This window comes from Actinomadura sp. WMMA1423 (assembly GCF_006547145.1).
Lineage (GTDB): Bacteria > Actinomycetota > Actinomycetes > Streptosporangiales > Streptosporangiaceae > Spirillospora.
This window is the reverse complement of the sequence record NZ_CP041244.1, coordinates 2,557,173-2,575,927: the sequence shown is the minus strand read 5'-3', so window position 1 is coordinate 2,575,927 and position 18,755 is coordinate 2,557,173. Positions and strand designations below refer to the sequence as shown.

The following is an 18,755-nucleotide window of genomic DNA, read 5'->3' as shown; positions in this document are numbered from 1 at the left end:
CGACCGGAGCCCGTGAAGGAAGCCCGCCCATGACCGAGACCCGACCCGCCGCGGCGCGCGACGATCCGGCCCGCGCCGTGCCCGCCATCGAGCTCGAGGGCGTGGAGAAGGACTACCACGCCTACGGCGAGACCGTGGCGGCGGTCCGCGGCGTCGACCTGACGATCGCGGAGGGGGAGTTCTTCTCCCTGCTCGGCCCGTCCGGATGCGGCAAGACGACGACCATGCGCATGATCGCCGGCTTCGAGGAGCCGACGGCGGGGCGGGTCCGGCTGCACGGGCAGGACGTCACGGACGTGCCCCCCAACAGGCGCGACGTGAACATGGTGTTCCAGTCGTACGCGCTCTTCCCGCACATGAGCGTCTTCGAGAACGTCGCGTTCGGCCTGCGCCGGCGCGGCGTTCCGAAGGCGCAGCTCACGCACCGGGTCGGGGAGATGCTGGAGATCGTCGACCTGGCGGGGCGGGAGAAGCGCCGTCCCGCCGAGTTGTCGGGCGGCCAGCAGCAGCGGGTCGCGCTGGCCCGCGCGCTCGTGAACGAGCCGCGGGCCCTGCTGCTGGACGAGCCGCTCGGCGCCCTCGACCTGAAGCTGCGCCAGGCGATGCAGGTCGAACTGAAGCGGATCCAGCGGGGGGTCGGCGTGACGTTCGTGTACGTCACGCACGACCAGGGCGAGGCGCTGACGATGTCGGACCGCATCGCCGTCATGAACGACGGGGTGATCGAGCAGCTCGGCACGCCCCGGGAGATCTACGAGCACCCCGCGTCGCGCTTCGTGGCCGGGTTCATCGGGACGTCCAACCTGCTGGAGGGGGAGGTCACCGGGACCGGGCCGGGCAGCGCGGTGCTCACCCACGGCCCGGACGGGCGGATCGAGGTCCCGCTGCGCCACGGCCGGGAGGCCGTGGAGGGGGAGCGCGTGGAGCTGACCGTCCGCCCCGAGAAGATCGGGATCGGCCCCGACAAACCGGGGGACGGGCTGTGCGCGGTCCGGGGGACCGTGACGGAGGTCGTCTACCTCGGGACGTCGACGAACTACAACATCACCACCTCCGCCGGCGCCGACGTCGTCGTGTTCCTGCAGAACGCCACGTCCGCCGAAGACGTCGCCGTCCGCGGCGACGGCGTCTGGCTGTCGTGGGATCCGTGCCACTCGTACGCCATAGGAGCCCCACAGTGAGCCAGTTCGACCCCGCGTTCCTGCGCGGACTCACAAGGCCGCGCCTGGCGCGTTCCAGCGCGGGTGGACCGGACCGCCGCGACGTCCTCAGGCTGATGGGCGCGGCGGGCGCGGGGCTCGCCCTGTCGGCGTGCGGGGTGAAGGGGCAGGGCGGCAAGGAGAAGGTCAGCCAGAGCGACGTCGAGAAGTTCTGGGCGGGCAAGGCCAAGAACGGCACGCTCAACTGGGCGAACTGGCCGGGCTACATGCAGGACGACCGGGAGACCATCAAGGCGTTCGAGAAGGAGACGGGCGTCAAGGTGACCTACAAGGAGGTCATCCAGGAGATGGGCCCCTGGTTCGGCAAGATCCAGGCGCCGCTGGCCGCCGGCCAGTCCATCGGCTTCGACCTGATGGTGATGACGAACGGGATCCAGCTGGAGCAGTGCCGCCAGCTCGGCTACCTGGCGCCGCTCGACCTGTCGAAGCTGCCGAACTTCCAGGCGAACGCGGGCCCGTCGTTCAAGAACCCGTCCTACGACCCCGGCAACGCCTTCACGATCCCCTACGAGTCGGGCGTCACCGGGATCGCGTACAACACCAAGTACGTGAAAGAGGAGATCACCAGCATCGCCCAGCTTTTCGACCCGAAGTACAAGGGCAAGGTCGGCATGATGGGCGACTCGCAGGAGCTCGGGAACTTCGGGATGTTCCTGCTCGGCATTGACCCGGAGAAGTCGACCAGGGCGGACTGGGAGAAGGCCGCCGCCAAGCTCCGCGAGCAGCGCGACAAGGGCATCGTCCGCAAGTACTACAGTCAGGACTACGTCGACGCCGTCAGCAAGGGCGACGTGTGGATGACGATGGCCTGGTCCGGGGACGTCTACAGCCTGACCAGCAAGGACGTGAAGTTCGTGGTGCCCGGGGAGGGCGGCACCATCTGGACCGACAACCTGTGCATCCCGAAGACCGCGCAGAACCCGGTGGACGCGCTGACCCTCATGAACTGGCTCTACGTCCCGGAGAACAACGCGCCGCTGACCGAGTTCATCAACTACATGCCGCCGATCCCGGCCACCCAGAAGCTCATCGCGCAGAAGGCGGAGCAGGCGGGCGGGGCGGACAAGAAGGACCTGACCCGCCTCAGCACCAGCCCGCTGGTCTTCCCCTCGCAGGCCGACCTGGCCCGGCTGCGGCACTACCGCCGGCTCACCCAGGCCGAGGAGACCGAGTACCAGAAGATCTTCGAACCGATCTCCAAGGGTTCGTGATGCAGGGGGTGCGGGGACGGCTCGCGCCGTACCTCATGATCCTGCCCGGCGGGCTGTGGCTGACGGCGTTCTTCCTCGTCCCGCTCGTGCTGATGGTCTCCCTGTCCCTGCAGACCGGGAACCTCATCGACGGCTTCCAGCAGACGCTGCACTGGCAGAACTACACCGACGGGCTGAGCACCTACGGCGACAAGTTCGTCCGGTCGCTCTGGTACGGCCTGGTCGCCACGGTCGCGTGCATCGTGATCGCCTACCCGGCCGCGTACTGGATCGCGTTCCGGGGCGGGCGCGCCAAGTCGACGTACCTGTTCCTCCTGCTGCTCCCGTACTTCGTCTCGTTCATCCTGCGGACGGTGTCGTGGAAGCTCGTCCTCACCGACAACGGGCCGATCCTCGGGCCGCTGCGCGACCACGGCGTCCTGCCGGCGGACTTCCACATCCTCGACACCGGCGTCGCGGTGGTGTCCGGACTCGCCTACAACTTCCTGCCGTTCATGGCCCTGCCGATCTACGTGGCGCTCGAACGCGTCGACCCGCGCGTGGTGGAGGCGGCCTACGACCTGTACGCGAGCCGCACGCAGGCGTTCCTGCGGGTCATCCTGCCGCTGTCGCTGCCCGGCGTGTTCGCCGGCGTGATCATGACTTTCGTGCCGGTGTCGTCGGACTACGTCAACGCCGAGGTGCTCGGCGGCCCGCAGAACACCATGATCGGCAACGTCATCCAGACCGAGTACTTCAACAACAGCGCCTACCCGACGGCGTCCGCGCTGTCGTTCGCGCTGATGGCGATCCTGCTCGTCGGGATCTTCGCCTACGCGCGCACGCTCGGCACGCAGGACGTTCTGGAGGCGGCGGGACGATGACGACGCACACCGAGGCCCCGGTGACCCTCACCAAGACCCCGCGGCCGCGCCGCGCCCCGCGCAGGCGCCGGATCTCCGTCCTGCACCTCTACACCCTCGCGCTGATCGCGTGGCTGATCCTGCCGATCGCGATCATGATCCTGTTCGGGTTCAACGACACCCGCAGCAAGCAGAACTTCCAGTGGCAGGGCTTCACGCTCAAGTGGTACGCCCACCTGTTCGACAAGAGCGACCTCACCGCCGCCGTCGTCAACTCGCTGACGATCGCGGTGCTCAGCACGGTGATCACGACGGTCATCGGCACGTTCGCGGGCCTGGCCCTCGGCCGGTACCGGTTCCGCGGCAAGGGCTCGACGAACCTCGTGCTGTTCATGGCGATCTCCTGCCCGGAGATCGTGATGGGCGCCTCGCTGCTGTCCATGTTCGTCACGTTCAACCTGCCGCGCGGCTACCTGACGATCCTCCTCGCGCACGTGATGTTCTCGATCGCCTTCGTGGCCGTGACGGTCCGCGCCCGCGTCGTCGGGCTCGACCCCGCGGTGGAGGAGGCGGCGCAGGACCTCGGGGCGGGCCCGTGGACGCGGTTCCGCCTGGTCACGCTGCCGATGATCATGCCGGGCGTGCTGGCGGGGGCGCTGCTGGCGTTCGTGCTGTCCATCGACGACTTCGTCATCACGAACTTCACCAGCGGAGCCACCGTCACGTTCCCGCTGTGGATCTACGGCTCCACCCGGACGGGTACGCCGCCGCAGGTCAACGTGATGGGGACGATCATCTTCGCGGTCGGCGTGGTGATCGCGGTGGTGTCGGCGCGGCGCAGCGCCCGCGCGCGCCGCTGAGGCGCCCCGCCACCGCCGGGCACCTCTCGGCACAAGGGCCCATCGCACTGCCAGCACATCGGGGGATGACGTGAACGTGGCCGAGTCGCTCGCCGACGCCGCCCCGGAGCCCTTCTGGCTCCAGGACCCGGCCCGCCCCGGCGCGGGTCCGTCCCTGGCCGGGGACCTGACATGCGACCTCGCCGTCATCGGCGGCGGCTACAGCGGCCTCTGGGCGGCCCTGCGGGCCAAGGAGCGCGACCCGTCCCTGGACGTGGTCGTGATGGAGGCGGGCCGGATCGGCGCCGCCGCGTCCGGGCGCAACGGCGGGTTCTGCGCCGCCAGCCTCACCCACGGCCTGGAGAACGGCCTCGGCCGCTGGCCGGACGACGCCCACACCCTCGAGCGCCTCGGCTGGGACAACCTGCGCGCCATCGGCGAGACCCTCGCCCGCTACGGCATCGACGCGGAGTGGGAGACCACGGGGGAGATGAGCGTCGCCACCGAGGAGTGGCAGGTGCCGTTGCTCCAGGAGGCGGCGGAGAAGGCCTACGAGCACGGCTGGGAACCGGTCATGCTCGGCCCGGAGGCGGTCCGCGCCGAGGTCGACTCGCCCACCTACCTCGCGGGCCTGTGGGACCGCGACGCCGTCGCCATGGTGCACCCGGCCAAGCTCGCCTGGGGACTGGCCGACGCGTGCCGCTCCCTCGGCGTCCGCGTCTTTGAGAACACCCGCGTGACGGCGCTGCGTCCCGAGGCCGGTGCGCCCGCGCGCTCCCGCCGGCTGCGGCTGACGGCCGCCGCGCCCCCGCGGCGCGACGGCGGGGCGCGCGGGCCGCTCGGGACGGTCAGCGCCCGTAGCGTCGTCCTGGGGACGGGAGCCTTCCCGCCGATCCTGCGGCGCCTTCGCCATTTCGTCGTCCCCGTGTACGACTACGCGCTCGTCACAGAGCCGCTCACCGGCGCCCAGCGCGAGGCCATCGGCTGGCGGCACCGGCAAGGGCTCGGCGACAGCGCCAACCAGTTCCACTACTACCGGCTCACCTCCGACGACCGGATCCTCTGGGGCGGCTACGACGCCGTCTACCACTTCGGCAACGGCTTCCACCCCGGCCTGGAACGGCGCCCCTCCACGTACGCGACGCTGGCGCGGCACTTCTTCGCCACGTTCCCGCAACTGGAGGGCGTCCGCTTCAGCAACGCCTGGGGCGGCGTCATCGACACGTGCAGCCGCTTCTGCGCCTTCTACGGGACGGCCTACGACGGCGGCCTCGCGTACGCGGCGGGCTACACCGGTCTCGGTGTCGGCGCCACCCGCTTCGGCGCCGACGTCATGCTCGACCTGCTGGGCGTCGGCCTCGCGCCCGGCGAGGAGACCGAGCGGACGCGGCTGGCGATGGTGCGCTCCAAGCCCGTCCCGTTCCCGCCCGAACCGCTGCGCTACGGCGTCATCGAGCTGACCCGGCGCGAGATCGCCCGCGCCGACCGCAACGCCGGGCGCCGCGGCCTCTGGCTCCGCACCCTCGACCGCATGGGGCTCGGTTTCGACTCCTGACCCCGGGGAGGAAGGGGGATCAGTCCGGCGACTCGTCGACGGAGCCGAAGATGACCGACGAGACCTCCAGGTACAGCTGCTCCGGGTACGGCATGAAGCCGACGTTGCGGAGCGCCTGCTTCTGGCCCGCGGACTCCATCACGAACTCGCCGTAGCCGAGGATCCGCCCCGCCGGGGAGCGGTTCAGCGCGATGTCGGTGACCTTGGCGAGCGGCATCATCGCGACGTTGCGGTTGAGGACCCCGTTGACCACCATCACCCGGTGCTCGGTGACGAGGAAGAAGTCCACCGACCAGGCGATCACCTTCCAGGCCAGGTAGCAGACGGTGATCAGCCACAGCCACCAGATCCAGATCTGCCCGCTGACCGCGCTCGCCGCGCCGCACGCGATGAGCCCCGCCACGACGACCGACACCGGCAGCAGCAGGACGGCGGGATGCCGGCGCACCGCGATGACACGGCCCTCGTAGGACATCAGGTACTTGTCGACCGTCCGCGACGAGGTGTCGCGGTGCACGATCATGTCCTGCAGGTTCACGGCGGCGTCCTCGTCATGATCCGGGTGGGTCAACCGTAGCCGACGCGGCACCGGCGGTGCAGGGCCCGCACGGTAAGGGCCTCGCCCCCTGCGAGGCCTTGCGGGACGCGGATCCGTTACCGATCATGGTTGTCATGGACGGCGACGCCGAGAAGCCGCGGGGGGCCGGCAGGCCGCCCGGCGAGTTCGCTCCCGACGTGACCGGACGACCCATCTGGCGGCTGCTGCTGCGGGGCCTCGGGGTGTACCTGCCCGGCTGGGAGATGCCCGCGGGCGCGCTGCGCGTCCGCGACGGGGCCTCGGCGCCCGGGTTCGGCCCGCCCGCCTACCTGAACGGCGACGCCGGGTTCGGCGTCCAGGTCCCGGACCGCCGCCGCGGCCTCGAACCCGACCGCGAGATCTACGTGCGCGGCCGGGAGAACCCGAGCTTCGGCATCGTCGTCGCGGGCCCGTCGGCGGCGATCGGCAGCCGCGTGGTGGACGCCGCGGTGCTGATGCGGTTCGCGCGGAGGCTGACGTTCGAGGAGCTCTTCGACACCGGCGACGCCGACTCCGTCCCGTACGCGGTGCGCGGTGCCCGGGCGGTGGAGAACGCGGTGTTCCTCGACCGCGCCGCCGGGATCGGCCTCTGCGTCGAGGCTGACCCGCTGACCGGCGCCGTGCGCTGCCCCCTGTACGTGCGGATCGGCGGCCCGTCGCAGCGGTCCGTGCGGGCCTACGGCGCCACGGCCCAGCCGGTGAGGTCCCACAGCTGATGGGACGGCAGCCGCCGCAGCCGGACGCTCGCGGCGGCCGGGTCCCAGAAGACCTCGTCGCTCTCCAGCTCCAGTGACTGCGCGGCCGTCAGCACCGCGCAGAGCAGCTCGTCGCGCGTCCGGACGGCCATGAGGGGGCCGATCTGCACGACGGCGCCCGAGCACTCAGCCAGCGTCCGCAGGAGGGCCTTCAGCGCCGCCTCGTCCTCCGGTGCGCGCACCGGCTCCACGCCGGCCGGGACGCCCGGCTCGACCCTCGCGAGCCCCCGCCTGGCCCCGCCCCCGGAGGCCCCGCCGTTCGGACGTGCCCCGGCGCCCGCAGAGATGAGCAGCGCGCTGAACACGCCCGCGAGGTCCTCGCTGGCGTGCCCGCCGAGGAAGTAGCGGCGCCGCTCCGGGGAGCCGGGCGCCGTGCCGTTCGCGTCCTCGGACGTGCGGAACCGGACCTCCAGCCGGCTGGCGCGCACGCACCGCTCGTAGATGTCGGAGAGGATGTCCTCCAGCTGCCCGTCGCGCGTCCACAGCCGGCCCGTGGCGGTGACGGCGCCGCCGTGCGCGCGGGGGCGCCCGGTGAGCGCCGCCGTGACGGTGTCGTCGAGCTCGCCCTCGGTGAACTGGAGCAGCTCGGCCACGACGTCCTCGACGTCCTCGAGGGTGCGGGTGAGCGCGCGCTGGAGCTCCAGGATCTCCTCGCCGCCGCGCTCCAGCTCCGCGAGCCGGCCGAGCGCCGCGTCGACCCTGCCGTCGGCGGCCTCGCCGCCCGCGCGGGTGGCGGCCCGCACCGACGTCTCGACCTCGCCGAGCTTGCGGCGCAGCGCGGCCAGGGTGATGCGCTGCTGCTCCAGCTCGTGCAGCCTGCCCGCCTGGGTCCGCAGGTAGTCGTCCGCCTGGTGGACGAGGCCCGCCAGCTCCTCCACCTGCCCGGTGTTCTGCCGGAGCCGGTTGTCGAGCGCGGGCAGCACGTCCTGCTTGACCCGCGAGAGCTCCGCGGTGAGCTGCTCGCCGACGGTGACCAGCACGTTGTTCTGCTTGGTGACCTGGTCGTTCAGCTGGTCGATCCGCCGGGTGAAGGCATTGGCCTGGTCCCGGCTCTGCTTGCCCGCGTACAGTTCGAGCGCCCCCACCACGACGCACATCACCACCAGGATGACCGTCGTCATTGCACTCCTCGGGCGTGACGGTGATTACCGGAACGGGTTTTGATCGCGACCATAACTTACGATCACGCGCGCCGACCGAAACTTACGTAACCGACTGATCTCAGTGACCGACCGGTTTCACCAGTCCCTCCCGTGCCATTGTGTGACCAATTCAATGCGCTCGGTGACGGATTCTCAGACGCAGCCCTCGAATTGCGGGACGGTGGTGGTGACCTTCAGCCCGGCGGGGCGGAACCACCTGTCCAGCAGCCGCGGCGCGGTGCCGTCCTGGTACATCCGGGTGATCGCCTTGTTGACCGCCTCGCACCCGTCGACGTCGCCCTTCCTGAGGCCGACGCCGTAGGGCTCGTCGGTGAACGGGGCGTTGACGATCGAGAGCCCGCCGCCGCTCCCGGACGCCTTCGCCGCGAGGCCCGCGAGGATCAGGTCGTCGGTGGAGACCGCGTCGAGCCGGCCCTCGGTGAGCTCGGTGAGGCAGCCGGCGTACCCGCTCGCCTCGACCGGCAGCGCCGCGACGCCCTGCTCGTCGTGGACGCGCGGAAACGACACCGACCCGGGGACGCGGCAGAGCCGCCGCCCTTTCAGGTCGTCGATGTTCCGGATCCGGCCGGCATCGGAACGGCGGACGAGAATGTCCTGGTGGGCCACATAGTAGGGACCCGCGAACGACACCTTCACCATGCGTTCCGGCGTGATGGAATAGCTGGCCACCACGAGGTCGACGTCGCCGTCCTGGAGCATTTTCTCGCGGGTCGCCGAGGTGACCCGCTTGAACGTCACGTCGTCCGGGCGCACTTCCAGGCGCCGGGCGATCTCCTTGGCGATGTCGACGTCGAATCCCGTGAACGAGCCGTCGTCCCGGCGCTCGCCGAGCCCGGGCTGGTCGCCGTTGACGCCGATGACGAGCGCGTCCTTGCCGGCGACCGAGTCCTCCCCGGCGTCCGCGATCGCGCATGCCGTCCCCGCGCCGAGGACGGCCACCGCCGCGAGCACCGCCGCCGCGAGGCGCCGCGCCCTCATTCCGACCGCCCTCATTTCGACCGCTCTCATTTCGACCACCGGTACTCGGCCAGGCGCGGGCGGACGCCGACCAGCACGAGCGCCGCGATGACGAGGCCCGCGGCGGGCAGGACGGCGTACCAGCCGCCCGTCCCGCCGTCCCCGTCCGCCACGGCCCCGTCGAAGGCCTCCTGGTGGATGGCGACCAGCGACTGGAGGGAGCGGTCGTACCGGGTGAAGTCGGCGGCGGCCGCACCGCGGTCGCCGACCGCTTGGTCGCGCCGGCCCCGGTCGGCGAGGTCGCGCATCCGGCGGTCGTTCGCCTGGACCCTCTGGTAGTCGCGGAGCACCCTGTTCATGGCGTCCGTGAGCTGGGCCCTCTGCGCGGCCGACCGCACCGGCCGGTCGGCCTCGGCACCGAGGAAACCGAGGAACGGGGCGCGTCCGGGCTCGTAGGACAGGTCCTTCTGGACGGCCTCGTTGTACTGGGTAAGGTTGCCGGCCTTCAGATACAGGATGGTCTGGGACTTGCTCAGGTAGACCTGCTCGTAGGCGTCGGCCCGCCCGGGGTCGAGCAGGAACCGGGTCTCGTCGGCGTAGGCGCTGTTGCTGATGGCTCGGGTCCGCGAGAGCCCCAGGATCGAGTCGAAGCCCTCCTCCTTGGCCTGGCGGAGATGGTCGGACTGGGCGGTGAGCATGAGGGAGGCGGCCGCGACCAGGACTAGCGTGCCGAGCGTCGCCAGCGCGAGCGGCACGTTCAGCAGCCGGCGGAACCGCCGGGCCAGGTAGAGCTGGAATCCGGCGAGGACGGCCAGGAGCACCAGGCCCGCGGCGAGGACGCCGGTGCGGCCCGCGAGGACCGCCGACCGCTTGTCCTCGTAGGTGTGCCGGACGAGGGTGCCGTTGTCGAGCGTCAGGTTGTACGCCTTGGGCAGCAGGTCCAGCTTCATGAGGTCGGTCGCCTGCCGGTAGAGGTCGACGACCTTCTGCGACGGCGGCCCGGACGCGTGCGGGGACTGCCGGTCCAGCAGCAGCGCCTGCCCGGCGAGGCGCTCGTAGCGGGCCAGCGCGTCCAGCAGGTCCCGGGCCGTCTCGTTCTCGGTCGACTCGTCGGCGAGCTTGGCGGCCTTCAGCAGCGCCTCGCCCGCCCTGCGCCGGTCCTGGTCGTAGCGGGCGAGCGCCTGCTCGCGCCCGCCGCCCGCCGCGTCGCCGATCAGCAGCGCGTTCGCGAGCTGCGCGTCCATGTCGCTGAGCTGGAAGTACAGGTCGCCGGTGGCGACGACCTGCGGGCCCGCGTCGTGCCCGATGACCCGCACTCCCTCGCGGGCGTCGCCGACCGCCGTCCAGGCGACGCCGAGCAGCGCCACCAGCAGCACCAGCGACAGCGCGGTCAGCGCCCTGACGCGGGCCGCGACCGTCCGGGGGAGCAGTCGCGCGACACCGGTCGGCGCGGCGCCGCCCGGCCGGAGATCCCCGCCCCGCCCGCCCGGGGGAGGGGGAGGCGCGTGCACGGCGGGGCCCGGCGGTGGGGCCTGCTGAACGGCGGTCATGTCGCCTCGCCTCGGGTCAGCGTGATCGTGGTCCAGGCGCCCACGTGGATCCGGTCGCCGTCGGAGACCGGGACCTCCACGTTGTAGGGGATGGGGTCGGTGGACCCGTTCACGCAGGTGCGGTTGGTGGAGCCGGGGTCGACCAGCGTCCACGTGCCGTCGGGCTTCGCCAGCAGCACCGCGTGCACGTGGGAGACGCCGGGGTCCTCGGGCGGCTCGCGCAGGTCGATCTCGGGCGGGGACGGCTGGGAGGAGCTGCGCCGCCCGATGCGGACCTGCCGCCCGGTCAGCGGGATGCGCCGCTCGGGCGCGTACGGCGGGAACGACAGCGACGCCGAGTCGGGCCCCTCCTCGGCGACGACCGTGTCGTAGTACTCGCGGTCGGCGCGGACGACGGCCGTCCACAGCGCCCCGGGGACGGGCGGCGCCGGCACGGGCGGGGCGGGGACCGGCGGCGCCGGGACCGGGGGAGCGGGCACGGGCGGCGCCGGGACCGGCGGGGCGGGGACCGGCGGCGCGGGCGGGCGCCGCGGGTCGGACGGCCCCCGCCGCGCCGATGTCGGTCTGCGCGGGGCGGCCACGGCCGGCTCCGGTGACGCGGAAGATCCCGACGACACGGCCTCCGACGGCGCGGCGGACGCCGGCGACGAGGCGGCCTCCGGCGCCGGGGTGGGCTTGCCGCCCCCGATGGCGAAGTCGTAACCGCACGCCTCGCAGAAGCGGTCGGTGCTGGGCGTCCCGCAGTCGGGGCACGGGGTCCCGCCCGGCGACGCCGGCGGGACGGGCGCGCCTCCCCCGGCGCCCGAGGGGGCGCCGCCGATGCGCTCGCCGCAGACGTCGCAGTAGTCCTGCGCCTGCGAGGTGTGTCCGCTGGGGCAGCTCGCCATGCTCAGCCCTCGCTCCTCCCGGTGGTCACCGTCTAGTCCTTGCGTGTCCTTACCGTCTTGCTGGAGCGCGTGTCGAGCTCCATCTCGTCGGCCTTGGCGACGTCGCGCTTCAACCGGACGGTACCGGTCGCCTCGTCCACGACGTCCACCACCTTGCGCAGCATCGCGGTGATCTCGTCGTTGCCGGCCTCGCCCGCGAGCACCACGGCCCGGCCGAGCCGCGCGGTCGCGGTGTCGAAGTCGCCGTCCTTGCGGGCCTGGAGGCCCTCCTGGATCGCCGTGGCCAGCTCCGCCTGACCGGTGTAGCCCGCGACCCGCGCGTTGATCCGGGTGGACTCCGCCTCGTCGTCGGTCCACTGGGCGAGGACGTTCGCGGTCGCGACGACCCGCGCCTCCTCGCCGGGCAGGCCCGGCACGACGAGCTTCACCCAGGCGGCGCGCAGCTCCTTGCCGATCTCTCCCGGCGGCACCTCCACGCAGACGTGGTAGTCGCGGCTCTCGGCGCCCCACGCGCCGAGCGGGTAGTCGCCCGCCTGCGGCGCCGACTCGGTGCGCTTGCCGGTGAGGTCCTCCACCGACGGGGAGACCTGCTTGACGAACCGCAGCCGCGCCGTCTGGGGCGTCCACACGCGCAGGGCGACGTCGGCGACGGACTTGCCCATCGCCTCCTTGGTCATGGCGCGGAAGTCCTCGACCAGCCCGGCCGGGTCGGCCACCATGCCGACGCTGCCGAGCAGCGCCGAGGACACCTTGCGCAGCTCGGGGACCTCCCAGTCGGTGCCGACGCCGCGGCAGTCGCAGACGAACCGCCCGCCGCAGCGGGCCAGGGCCGCGTCGAGCTCCGCGGGCGTCTCGTGCTGGTTCTTGCCGTCGGTCAGCAGGATCGCGTGCCGGATCCCGTCGCGCCCGGCGAACAGGTCGTCGGCCAGCCGCAGCCACGACCCGATCGCGGTGCCGCCGGACGCCTTCAGCCGGCTCAGCGCGTGCTTGGCCTCGGCGCGGGTCTCCGGCGTCGCCGGGACCAGCCCCTGGTGCCGCGGGAAGACCATCGAGGCCGTGTTGGAACCCGAGACCACCGCGAACTCCACGCCGTCGCGCAGCGTGTCGACCGCGACCTGCGCGGCCGCGATCGCCGCCCGCAGCTTGGTCTCGGGGTAGGACATCGAGCCCGAGGTGTCGATGATGACGACCTCGGACGCCCGGGCCGAGGACGGCGCGGGCGCGCCTGCGCCGCCCGGCGCCGCGGTCGCCTCGACGGAGATGATGGCGTGCACCTCGCGGCCGCCTTCGGGCAGGTACTTGTTCTGGTCGACGGAGATGGTGAACTGCGGCTCGCTCATCGGGGCTGCTCCGTGCTCTCGGGGATGCTCTCGTGGACGCGGCCGGCGGAGCCGCCGGGGGAGGGGACCGGGATCACGGCGACCGTGATGTTGTCGCGGCCCCCGGCTTCCAGCGCGCGGCGCACCAGCGCCCGCGCGGCGCCCAGCGGGTCGGCCGCGGGGCCGGGGGCTGCGCCGCCCCTGGGATCGGCGCCTTCGGCCTCGGCGCCTCCGGGGTCGTCGCCTCCGGGGTCTCCGGCCAGCAGTGCCGCCAGGTCGGCGGCCGCGGGGTAGTAGTTCCACAGCCCGTCGCTGCACACCAGCAATGTGCCGGGGCCGCCCGGACGGAACGTCGCCACGTGCGGCTCGACCTGCCCGGCGTCGGCGCCCAGCCAGGCGGTGATGACGTGCGCGTTCGGGTGGGCCTCCGCCTCCGCCTCCGTCATCGAGCCCGTGCCGACCATGAACGCGGCCCACGAGTCGTCCTCGGTGAGCCGGCGGGACGGGCCGAGCTCGGCCATGTCGCCGGTGCTGACCTCGGCCGCGTCCGCCTCGTCCGGAGCGGGGCCGGGGGCGCCCTCCTCGCCCGGCCCGGCGGGCGCCTCCGCCGACAGCCAGTAGGCGCGGCTGTCGCCGACCCAGCCGACCGTGACCGCCGGGCCGCGCGTCACCGCCGACACGTAGGTGCACGACGGCGCGTCCGACGGCGACGTGGCGAGCGCCGCGACGGCGGCGGCCGCCCGCAGCGCCGCGTGGCGGGTGGCGTCCTCGGCGTCCTCGCCGGCGTCCAGCCGCGCCACGAGTTCGGCGACGCCGGTGTCGGCGGCGGCGCGGGACGCCTCGTCGGGACGCTGGGAGGAGCCGACGCCGTCCGACACGACGGCCGCGACGCCGGTGGGGTGCGCGGCGAGGGCCAGCGCGTCCTCGTTGCGGCTGTAGCGGCGGCCGCGGTCGCTCGCGCCCGCCGCGACGACGGGGCGGGCGCCGTTCCCGCCGGATCCGGCGGCGAGCTCGATCTCGACGTGGTCGCGCTCAGCGGGCTGGCGCAGGCCGCACGTCTCGCAGTAGCCGTCCGCGCCGATCGCCGTCCCGCCGCAACCGGGGCACGGGCCCGCGGCGGTGCGGCGCGCGGACGGCGCGGACTCCTGCCGCACCGTCGCGCCGGCGCGCCCGGCGGCCTCGGCGCCCTCGCGCCCGGCGGACGGGGCGGGCGGGCCGTCGGCGAGCCGGTGCCCGCACTCCTCGCAGAAGATCTCCTCGGCGAACACCACGGCGCCGCAGGCGGGGCAGGCCAGCTCGGCCGCCTTCCCCTGGTCGGCCGGGTCGGTTCCCGGTGTGCCGGGCCCCTTGGTGTCGGGTCCGGTGGCGTCGGGTCCGGTGGTGTCGGGTCCGGTGGTGTCGGTGCCGCCGGGGCGGTCGGCTCCGTTGGGGGCGTCGGTCACAGCAGCGTCCTCGGGCGTACGGCGTTGGCGGAGTCGACGAGCCGGCGGCACTCGTCCCGGTCGCGGGTGCGGCGCGCGAGCTCCCGGTACGTCCCCTCCAGCAGGCGGCGCAGGGGGGTCTCGGCGAGCGGGGCGCCGAAAAGGGAGCCGCCCCGGGTCCCGGCCGCCGTGCCGGAACCCGCCAGGAGCCAGCCGAGCGCGGCCTCCAGCACCTCGGCGGCGAGCCTGTCGCGGCGCTCGGCGTCCAGGTCGAGGGCCCCCAGCCGGTCGCCCGCGGCGACCAGCTCGGCCGCCGTCAGCTCGGCGGGGGGCCGGCCGCGCACCGCCGTCACGACGGCCGCGACCTGCGCGGGCACGTACCGGATGGAGATCTTCGGCACCGAGTCGAGCGCGGCGACGGCGGCGCGGCGGTCGCCCGCCGCCAGATGGACGCGGGCGAGGCCGAAGGCGGCGTTGATGTAGCTCTGGTCGGTGCGCCACACGGTCTCGTACAGGCGGACGGCGTCGTGGGGCGCCGACCGCTCGCGGCAGTAGGCGAGGCCGAGCTTGGGGGCCGCCTCCCCGGGCAGCAGCCCGTACAGCCGGTCGAACAGGCGTGCGGCCTCGTCCACGCGGCCCCGGGCGAGCAGCCCGACCGCGCGGTACCAGCCGATCCGCCAGTCGGAGGGGCGCTCGGCGGCCAGCGCGTCGAGCAGCTCGTCGGCCTCCGCGGCCGCGCCGAGCTCGATCCTGGCGCGGGCGAGCGCCAGCCTGACCTCGGGCGTGCGCTCCGGCGCGTTGGCCGCCGCCTCGGCGGCCTGCGCCGGCTCCAGCGCGCCGAGCCCGGACACGAACGCGGCGGCGGGGTCGGCGCCGTCCACCAGCGGCGCCGGCAGCGCCGCCGCGGCGACCGGCGGCGGCGCGGGCGGCAGCCCGGTCTCCTCCCGCGCCCCCTCCGCCATCCGAGTGGTGAACCGCTCCGGGCCGAAGAGCCCGGACGGCGCGGGCCGCGGCGTGCCGTCCTCGGCGGCCAGCACCTCCCGCAGCACGCCGGTGAGCTGCTCGGCCATCTCCGCCGCGTCCTGGAAGCGGGCGCTCGGCTCCTTGTGCGTGGCGCGGCGCAGCAGCCGGTCGTAGGACTCGAACCGCCGCAGCACGGGGATCTCCTCGCTCGGCGGCAGCGAGTGGACGTGCTTGCGGGTGTAGCCCTTGAACGGGAAGCTCAGCACGGCGAGGGCCCGGCCGACCGTGTAGAGGTCGGAGGAGACCGACGGGCCGGCGTCGGCGATCTCGGGGGCCTGGTAGCCGACCGTGCCGTAGATGGCGCCGTCCGGGTCGTCCAGCCGCCGCACCCCGCCGAGGTCGATCAGCCGGAGCTGCTCCTCGGACTGGATCACGTTGTCCGGCTTGAAGTCGCAGTAGACGAGGCCCTGCGCGTGCAGGTACTCGAACGCCCGCAGCACCTCCAGCCCGTAGGCGATGGCCTGCGAGAGCGGCAGGTGCTTCTCGCCGGACGGGTGCGGCTGGGCGAGCAGGATGTCCTTGAGCGACTGCCCGCCCACGTACTCCATGACGATGTAGCCGTCGCCGCCGTGCTGGACGAAGTTGTAGATCTTGACGATGTTGGGGTGCTCGACCTCCGCGAGGAACGCGCGCTCGGCCGCCGCGGCCGCCATCGCGTCGGCGTCGCCGCTGTCGAGCAGGCCCTTGAGGACGACCCACCGGTCGCTGACGTTCTTGTCCTGGGCGAGGTAGATCCAGCCGAGCCCGCCGTGGGCGAGGCAGCCCAGCACGCTGTACTGGCCGCCGACGAGGTCGCCGGGGCCGAGCTTCGGGGTGAAGGAGAACCGGGCGCCGCACTTGGGGCAGAAGCCCTCCGTGCGTCCCGTGCGGTCGCCGCGCCCGCGGCCGACGGGCTCGCCGCAGCCGCTGCAGTACCGCTTGGCCTCGGCGACCTGCGGGTCGCTCATCACCGCGCTGGACGGGTCCCGGTAGGGGACGCGCGGCACCTCGACGAGTCCGGCGCCGAGCATGCCCCGGCGGCCGGACGAGCGGGCCGACCCGGTGCGGGTGCTGCCCGTCCGGGTGCTGCCGGTCGCCGTGCCGCCCGTCGGTCCCGTGCTCTGCGATGCGCCCCCGGTGCCGCCGCCCGACGCGCCCGTGCCGGGGACGCGGGCCGTGTGGGCGGGAGGCGAGCCGCACACGTCGCAGTAGCCGTCCATGATCGTGCCGGTGCACCCGGCCTGCCCGCACGCGTCGGGCCGCTCGGCCGCCGGGCGCGGCGCCGGGACGCCAGACGCGGGAGGCGCGGTGGTGGGAGCCGCGGTCCTTGGAGGCGCGGCGGCGGGGGCCGCCGGCGGATTGCCGCAGACGTCGCAGTAGCCGTCCGCGATCGTCCCTCCGCAACCCGGCTGCGCGCACTGGCTCATCGATCCGCTCCCTTCGCCCGCGAGGTGACGGCCCGCTGGTAGGCGGTCAGCGCGACGGTGGCCTTCCGCAGATCGCAGGGGGAGGTCCACAGCAGCTCGCGCGCCTGCTCGTAGGACCGGGCCAGGTCGGGGTCTTCGGCGTGCCCGAGGCGCGCGGCCTTCACCCGGTAGGCATCCAGGCGCCCGCGCAGCTCCTCGCGCCGGTCGAGCAGCCCCCGGATGAGGCCGGCGGTCTCGCGGGCCCGTGCCAGCGCCGTGTCCGCCGCGCGCTCCAGGTCGGCGACCCGCTGCGCGGCCTCGCGCCAGCCGCCGCCCCGCGCGGCCGCGCCCTGCCGGGGCCGGGTGACGGCGGCGAGGCGGTCGGCGAGGGCGGCGGAGGCCTCCGGCAGGTCCGGCAGCGCGGACGTAGTGATCTTGGTGAGGACCTCGTCCCGCACGGCGCGCGCCTCCGCCTCGGCATCGCGCAGCAGCTCCAGGACGGACGCGACGCCGCGGAGCCGGTCGGCGAACCCGTCGCGCAGCCGCTCCGCCTCCTCCAGCCCGCGGCGCAGCTCGGCGAAGCCCGAGCGCACCGCGTCCAGCCGCGCGGTGTCGGCGTGGCCGTCCCGCGCCAGCGCGAGCGGGTCGGTGCGCACCACCGCGGCGACGGCCTCCAGCTCGTCGCGGAGCCTGTCGAGGCCGGGGTCCGCGCCGCCGAGGGACTCCAGCAGCTCCTCGGCCGCCCGCCGCTCGGCCTCGACCTCGGCGAGCCGCGACAGCAGCGTCGACCAGACGGTGTCGAGCGCCGCCACCGACCGCGCGACGTCCTCGTACAGCGGCGTCATCCGTTCGACGGCGGCCCGCAGCGTCAGCCTCTCGCCGGACGGGACGGCCAGCAGGGTCCGGCGCTCCAGCGGCACCTCCACGGCGGGCAGCTCCACCGACGGCCCCTCCAGGAGGCGGGTGAGCTCGGCGAGCCGCGCCTGCCCGGGCCTGCCGGGCCGGGCCCACAGCTCCTCGGCGGCGGAGACGACGCGCCCGTGGAGGTCGAACAGGAGCCACAGGGAGGCCGCCCGCGCCCGCACCTCGGACTGGACGCGCAGTGTCGCGCCGCGCAACGTCGCACCTTCCAGCAGCTGGTAGCCCTGGTGGGCCTCCAGTTCCAGCAGGGCGGCGCCGATGCGCTCCCTCTCGTCGCGGAGGCGCGCGAGCATCCTGTCCGCCTCGTCTCGGCTCATCGGGGGCCGGTCCAGGCGCGGGTCACTCAACGCTGATCCACGGCTTGACCCATGTTCGCCCCTGATTCCCCCGAATAGAGCACGTTTCCGAGGCTCAGTTTTCACCATGCGAGGCCGCCTTCTCAAGCGCGAAGCCGATCACCGCTCCGGAGGGACCGGCCGCGCGCCGCGCGCCGCATCCGCCCCCGCCGGGACCTCCAAAATGTCAGTGTTCGAACGTATGATCGAACCATGGCGAACGTTGCGACGCACCCCCAGACCGCGCCCACCGCGCCGGCCGCGCTCACGGCGGCGGAGATCGCCGCCCTCGCGCTCTCGCTCGCGCACCTCGGCGCCGGCCCGCAGGCCACCACCGCGCGCCGCGCCCTGCACACCCTCCTCGACGCCGCTCCGCACGACGACGTGGTCACCACCACGCTCGCCACCCTCACCACGCCCCTGGACGCCTCCACCTCCGACCGCGCCCGCGTGGTCGCCGCCGCCATCACCGAGCACCGCGTGGTCCGGCTCTGCTACGGCGACGCCGGAGCCAACGTCACGATCCGCGAGGTCGAGCCGGTGACCTGCCTCGTCCACCGCGACCACTGGTACCTCGTCGGCTGGTGCCGCATGCGCCGCGGCGTGCGGGCCTTCCGGTTCGACCGCATCCTCGCGGTCGAGTCCACCGGCCTGCTGGCCCGGCACCGGCGCGCCGACCGCTACCTGCCCTTCCAGAAGCGCCGCACGGCCTGACCGCAGGCCCGCCCCTCCGGCGCGGGGCCGCACCACCGCGGCCCGGCGCCGGACCGGCACGTCCGCCGGCGCGGCGACCGG

General features: G+C 73.8%; 16 protein-coding genes. 7 read left to right on the top strand and 9 right to left on the bottom strand.

From position 1 onward, the window contains the following. Positions 1–29 precede the first annotated feature (29 nt). From FKD65_RS45475 to FKD65_RS11885, 5 genes are all read left to right on the top strand, one after another. Complete coding sequence (locus FKD65_RS45475; protein ID WP_240810098.1) at positions 30–1,181, top strand: ABC transporter ATP-binding protein; 1,152 nt, start codon at positions 30–32, stop codon at positions 1,179–1,181. Next, positions 1,178–2,431, top strand: coding sequence for a spermidine/putrescine ABC transporter substrate-binding protein (locus FKD65_RS45470; RefSeq protein WP_240810097.1), 1,254 nt, complete (start codon positions 1,178–1,180; stop codon positions 2,429–2,431). Before FKD65_RS45475 ends, FKD65_RS45470 begins: the two co-directional genes overlap by 4 nt. Continuing rightward, a complete protein-coding gene (locus tag FKD65_RS11895; RefSeq protein WP_141577513.1) occupies positions 2,431–3,294 on the top strand; it encodes an ABC transporter permease in 864 nt (287 codons plus the stop codon). Before FKD65_RS45470 ends, FKD65_RS11895 begins: the two co-directional genes overlap by 1 nt. Beyond that, entirely contained in the window at positions 3,291–4,133 is an 843-nt protein-coding gene (locus tag FKD65_RS11890) for an ABC transporter permease (protein WP_141577512.1), read from the top strand. Before FKD65_RS11895 ends, FKD65_RS11890 begins: the two co-directional genes overlap by 4 nt. A gap of 70 nt (positions 4,134–4,203) precedes the next feature. Then, positions 4,204–5,667, top strand: coding sequence for an FAD-binding oxidoreductase (locus FKD65_RS11885; protein ID WP_141577510.1), 1,464 nt, complete (start codon positions 4,204–4,206; stop codon positions 5,665–5,667). Positions 5,668–5,686: 19 nt separating this feature from the next. Here the strand turns inward: FKD65_RS11885 and FKD65_RS11880 are convergent, their stop codons facing one another. After that, positions 5,687–6,190 (bottom strand): PH domain-containing protein, encoded by a 504-nt coding sequence (locus FKD65_RS11880; protein WP_141586764.1) that lies wholly within the window; start codon positions 6,188–6,190, stop codon positions 5,687–5,689. Positions 6,191–6,339: 149 nt separating this feature from the next. On the opposite strand from FKD65_RS11880, the gene FKD65_RS11875 reads away from it, so the two are divergent. After that, a complete protein-coding gene (locus FKD65_RS11875) occupies positions 6,340–6,960 on the top strand; it encodes a hypothetical protein (RefSeq protein WP_141577508.1) in 621 nt (206 codons plus the stop codon). Here the strand turns inward: FKD65_RS11875 and FKD65_RS11870 are convergent. From FKD65_RS11870 to FKD65_RS11835, 8 genes are all read right to left on the bottom strand, one after another. Further along, positions 6,921–8,120 carry a hypothetical protein gene (locus FKD65_RS11870; protein ID WP_141577506.1) on the bottom strand — a complete coding sequence of 400 codons (1,200 nt, stop codon included), beginning with the start codon at positions 8,118–8,120 and terminating at the stop codon, positions 6,921–6,923. The two genes, FKD65_RS11875 and FKD65_RS11870, sit on opposite strands and share 40 nt — an antisense overlap. Positions 8,121–8,294: 174 nt before the next feature. Beyond that, positions 8,295–9,155 carry a glutamate ABC transporter substrate-binding protein gene (locus tag FKD65_RS11865; protein ID WP_240810096.1) on the bottom strand — a complete coding sequence of 287 codons (861 nt, stop codon included), beginning with the start codon at positions 9,153–9,155 and terminating at the stop codon, positions 8,295–8,297. 11 nt (positions 9,156–9,166) lie between these two features. After that, complete coding sequence (locus tag FKD65_RS11860) at positions 9,167–10,669, bottom strand: hypothetical protein (protein WP_240810095.1); 1,503 nt, start codon at positions 10,667–10,669, stop codon at positions 9,167–9,169. Then, a complete protein-coding gene (locus FKD65_RS46230) occupies positions 10,666–11,556 on the bottom strand; it encodes an FHA domain-containing protein (RefSeq protein ID WP_141577504.1) in 891 nt (296 codons plus the stop codon). Before FKD65_RS46230 ends, FKD65_RS11860 begins: the two co-directional genes overlap by 4 nt. A gap of 32 nt (positions 11,557–11,588) precedes the next feature. Beyond that, the gene (locus tag FKD65_RS11850; RefSeq protein WP_141577502.1) at positions 11,589–12,896 is read right to left on the bottom strand and encodes a VWA domain-containing protein; all 1,308 of its coding nucleotides are present in this window, start codon (positions 12,894–12,896) and stop codon (positions 11,589–11,591) included. Next, positions 12,893–14,317 (bottom strand): protein phosphatase 2C domain-containing protein, encoded by a 1,425-nt coding sequence (locus FKD65_RS11845; RefSeq protein ID WP_240810094.1) that lies wholly within the window; start codon positions 14,315–14,317, stop codon positions 12,893–12,895. The genes FKD65_RS11850 and FKD65_RS11845 overlap by 4 nt, the downstream gene beginning before the upstream one ends. Continuing rightward, positions 14,314–16,725 carry a serine/threonine-protein kinase gene (locus FKD65_RS11840; protein WP_141586760.1) on the bottom strand — a complete coding sequence of 804 codons (2,412 nt, stop codon included), beginning with the start codon at positions 16,723–16,725 and terminating at the stop codon, positions 14,314–14,316. The genes FKD65_RS11845 and FKD65_RS11840 overlap by 4 nt, the downstream gene beginning before the upstream one ends. Next, entirely contained in the window at positions 16,722–17,972 is a 1,251-nt protein-coding gene (locus FKD65_RS11835) for a hypothetical protein (protein WP_141577501.1), read from the bottom strand. The genes FKD65_RS11840 and FKD65_RS11835 overlap by 4 nt, the downstream gene beginning before the upstream one ends. A gap of 201 nt (positions 17,973–18,173) precedes the next feature. Here FKD65_RS11835 and FKD65_RS11830 point away from each other — a divergent pair, with 201 nt between their 5' ends. After that, positions 18,174–18,674 carry a YafY family protein gene (locus FKD65_RS11830; RefSeq protein WP_141577499.1) on the top strand — a complete coding sequence of 167 codons (501 nt, stop codon included), beginning with the start codon at positions 18,174–18,176 and terminating at the stop codon, positions 18,672–18,674. Positions 18,675–18,755 lie beyond the last annotated feature (81 nt).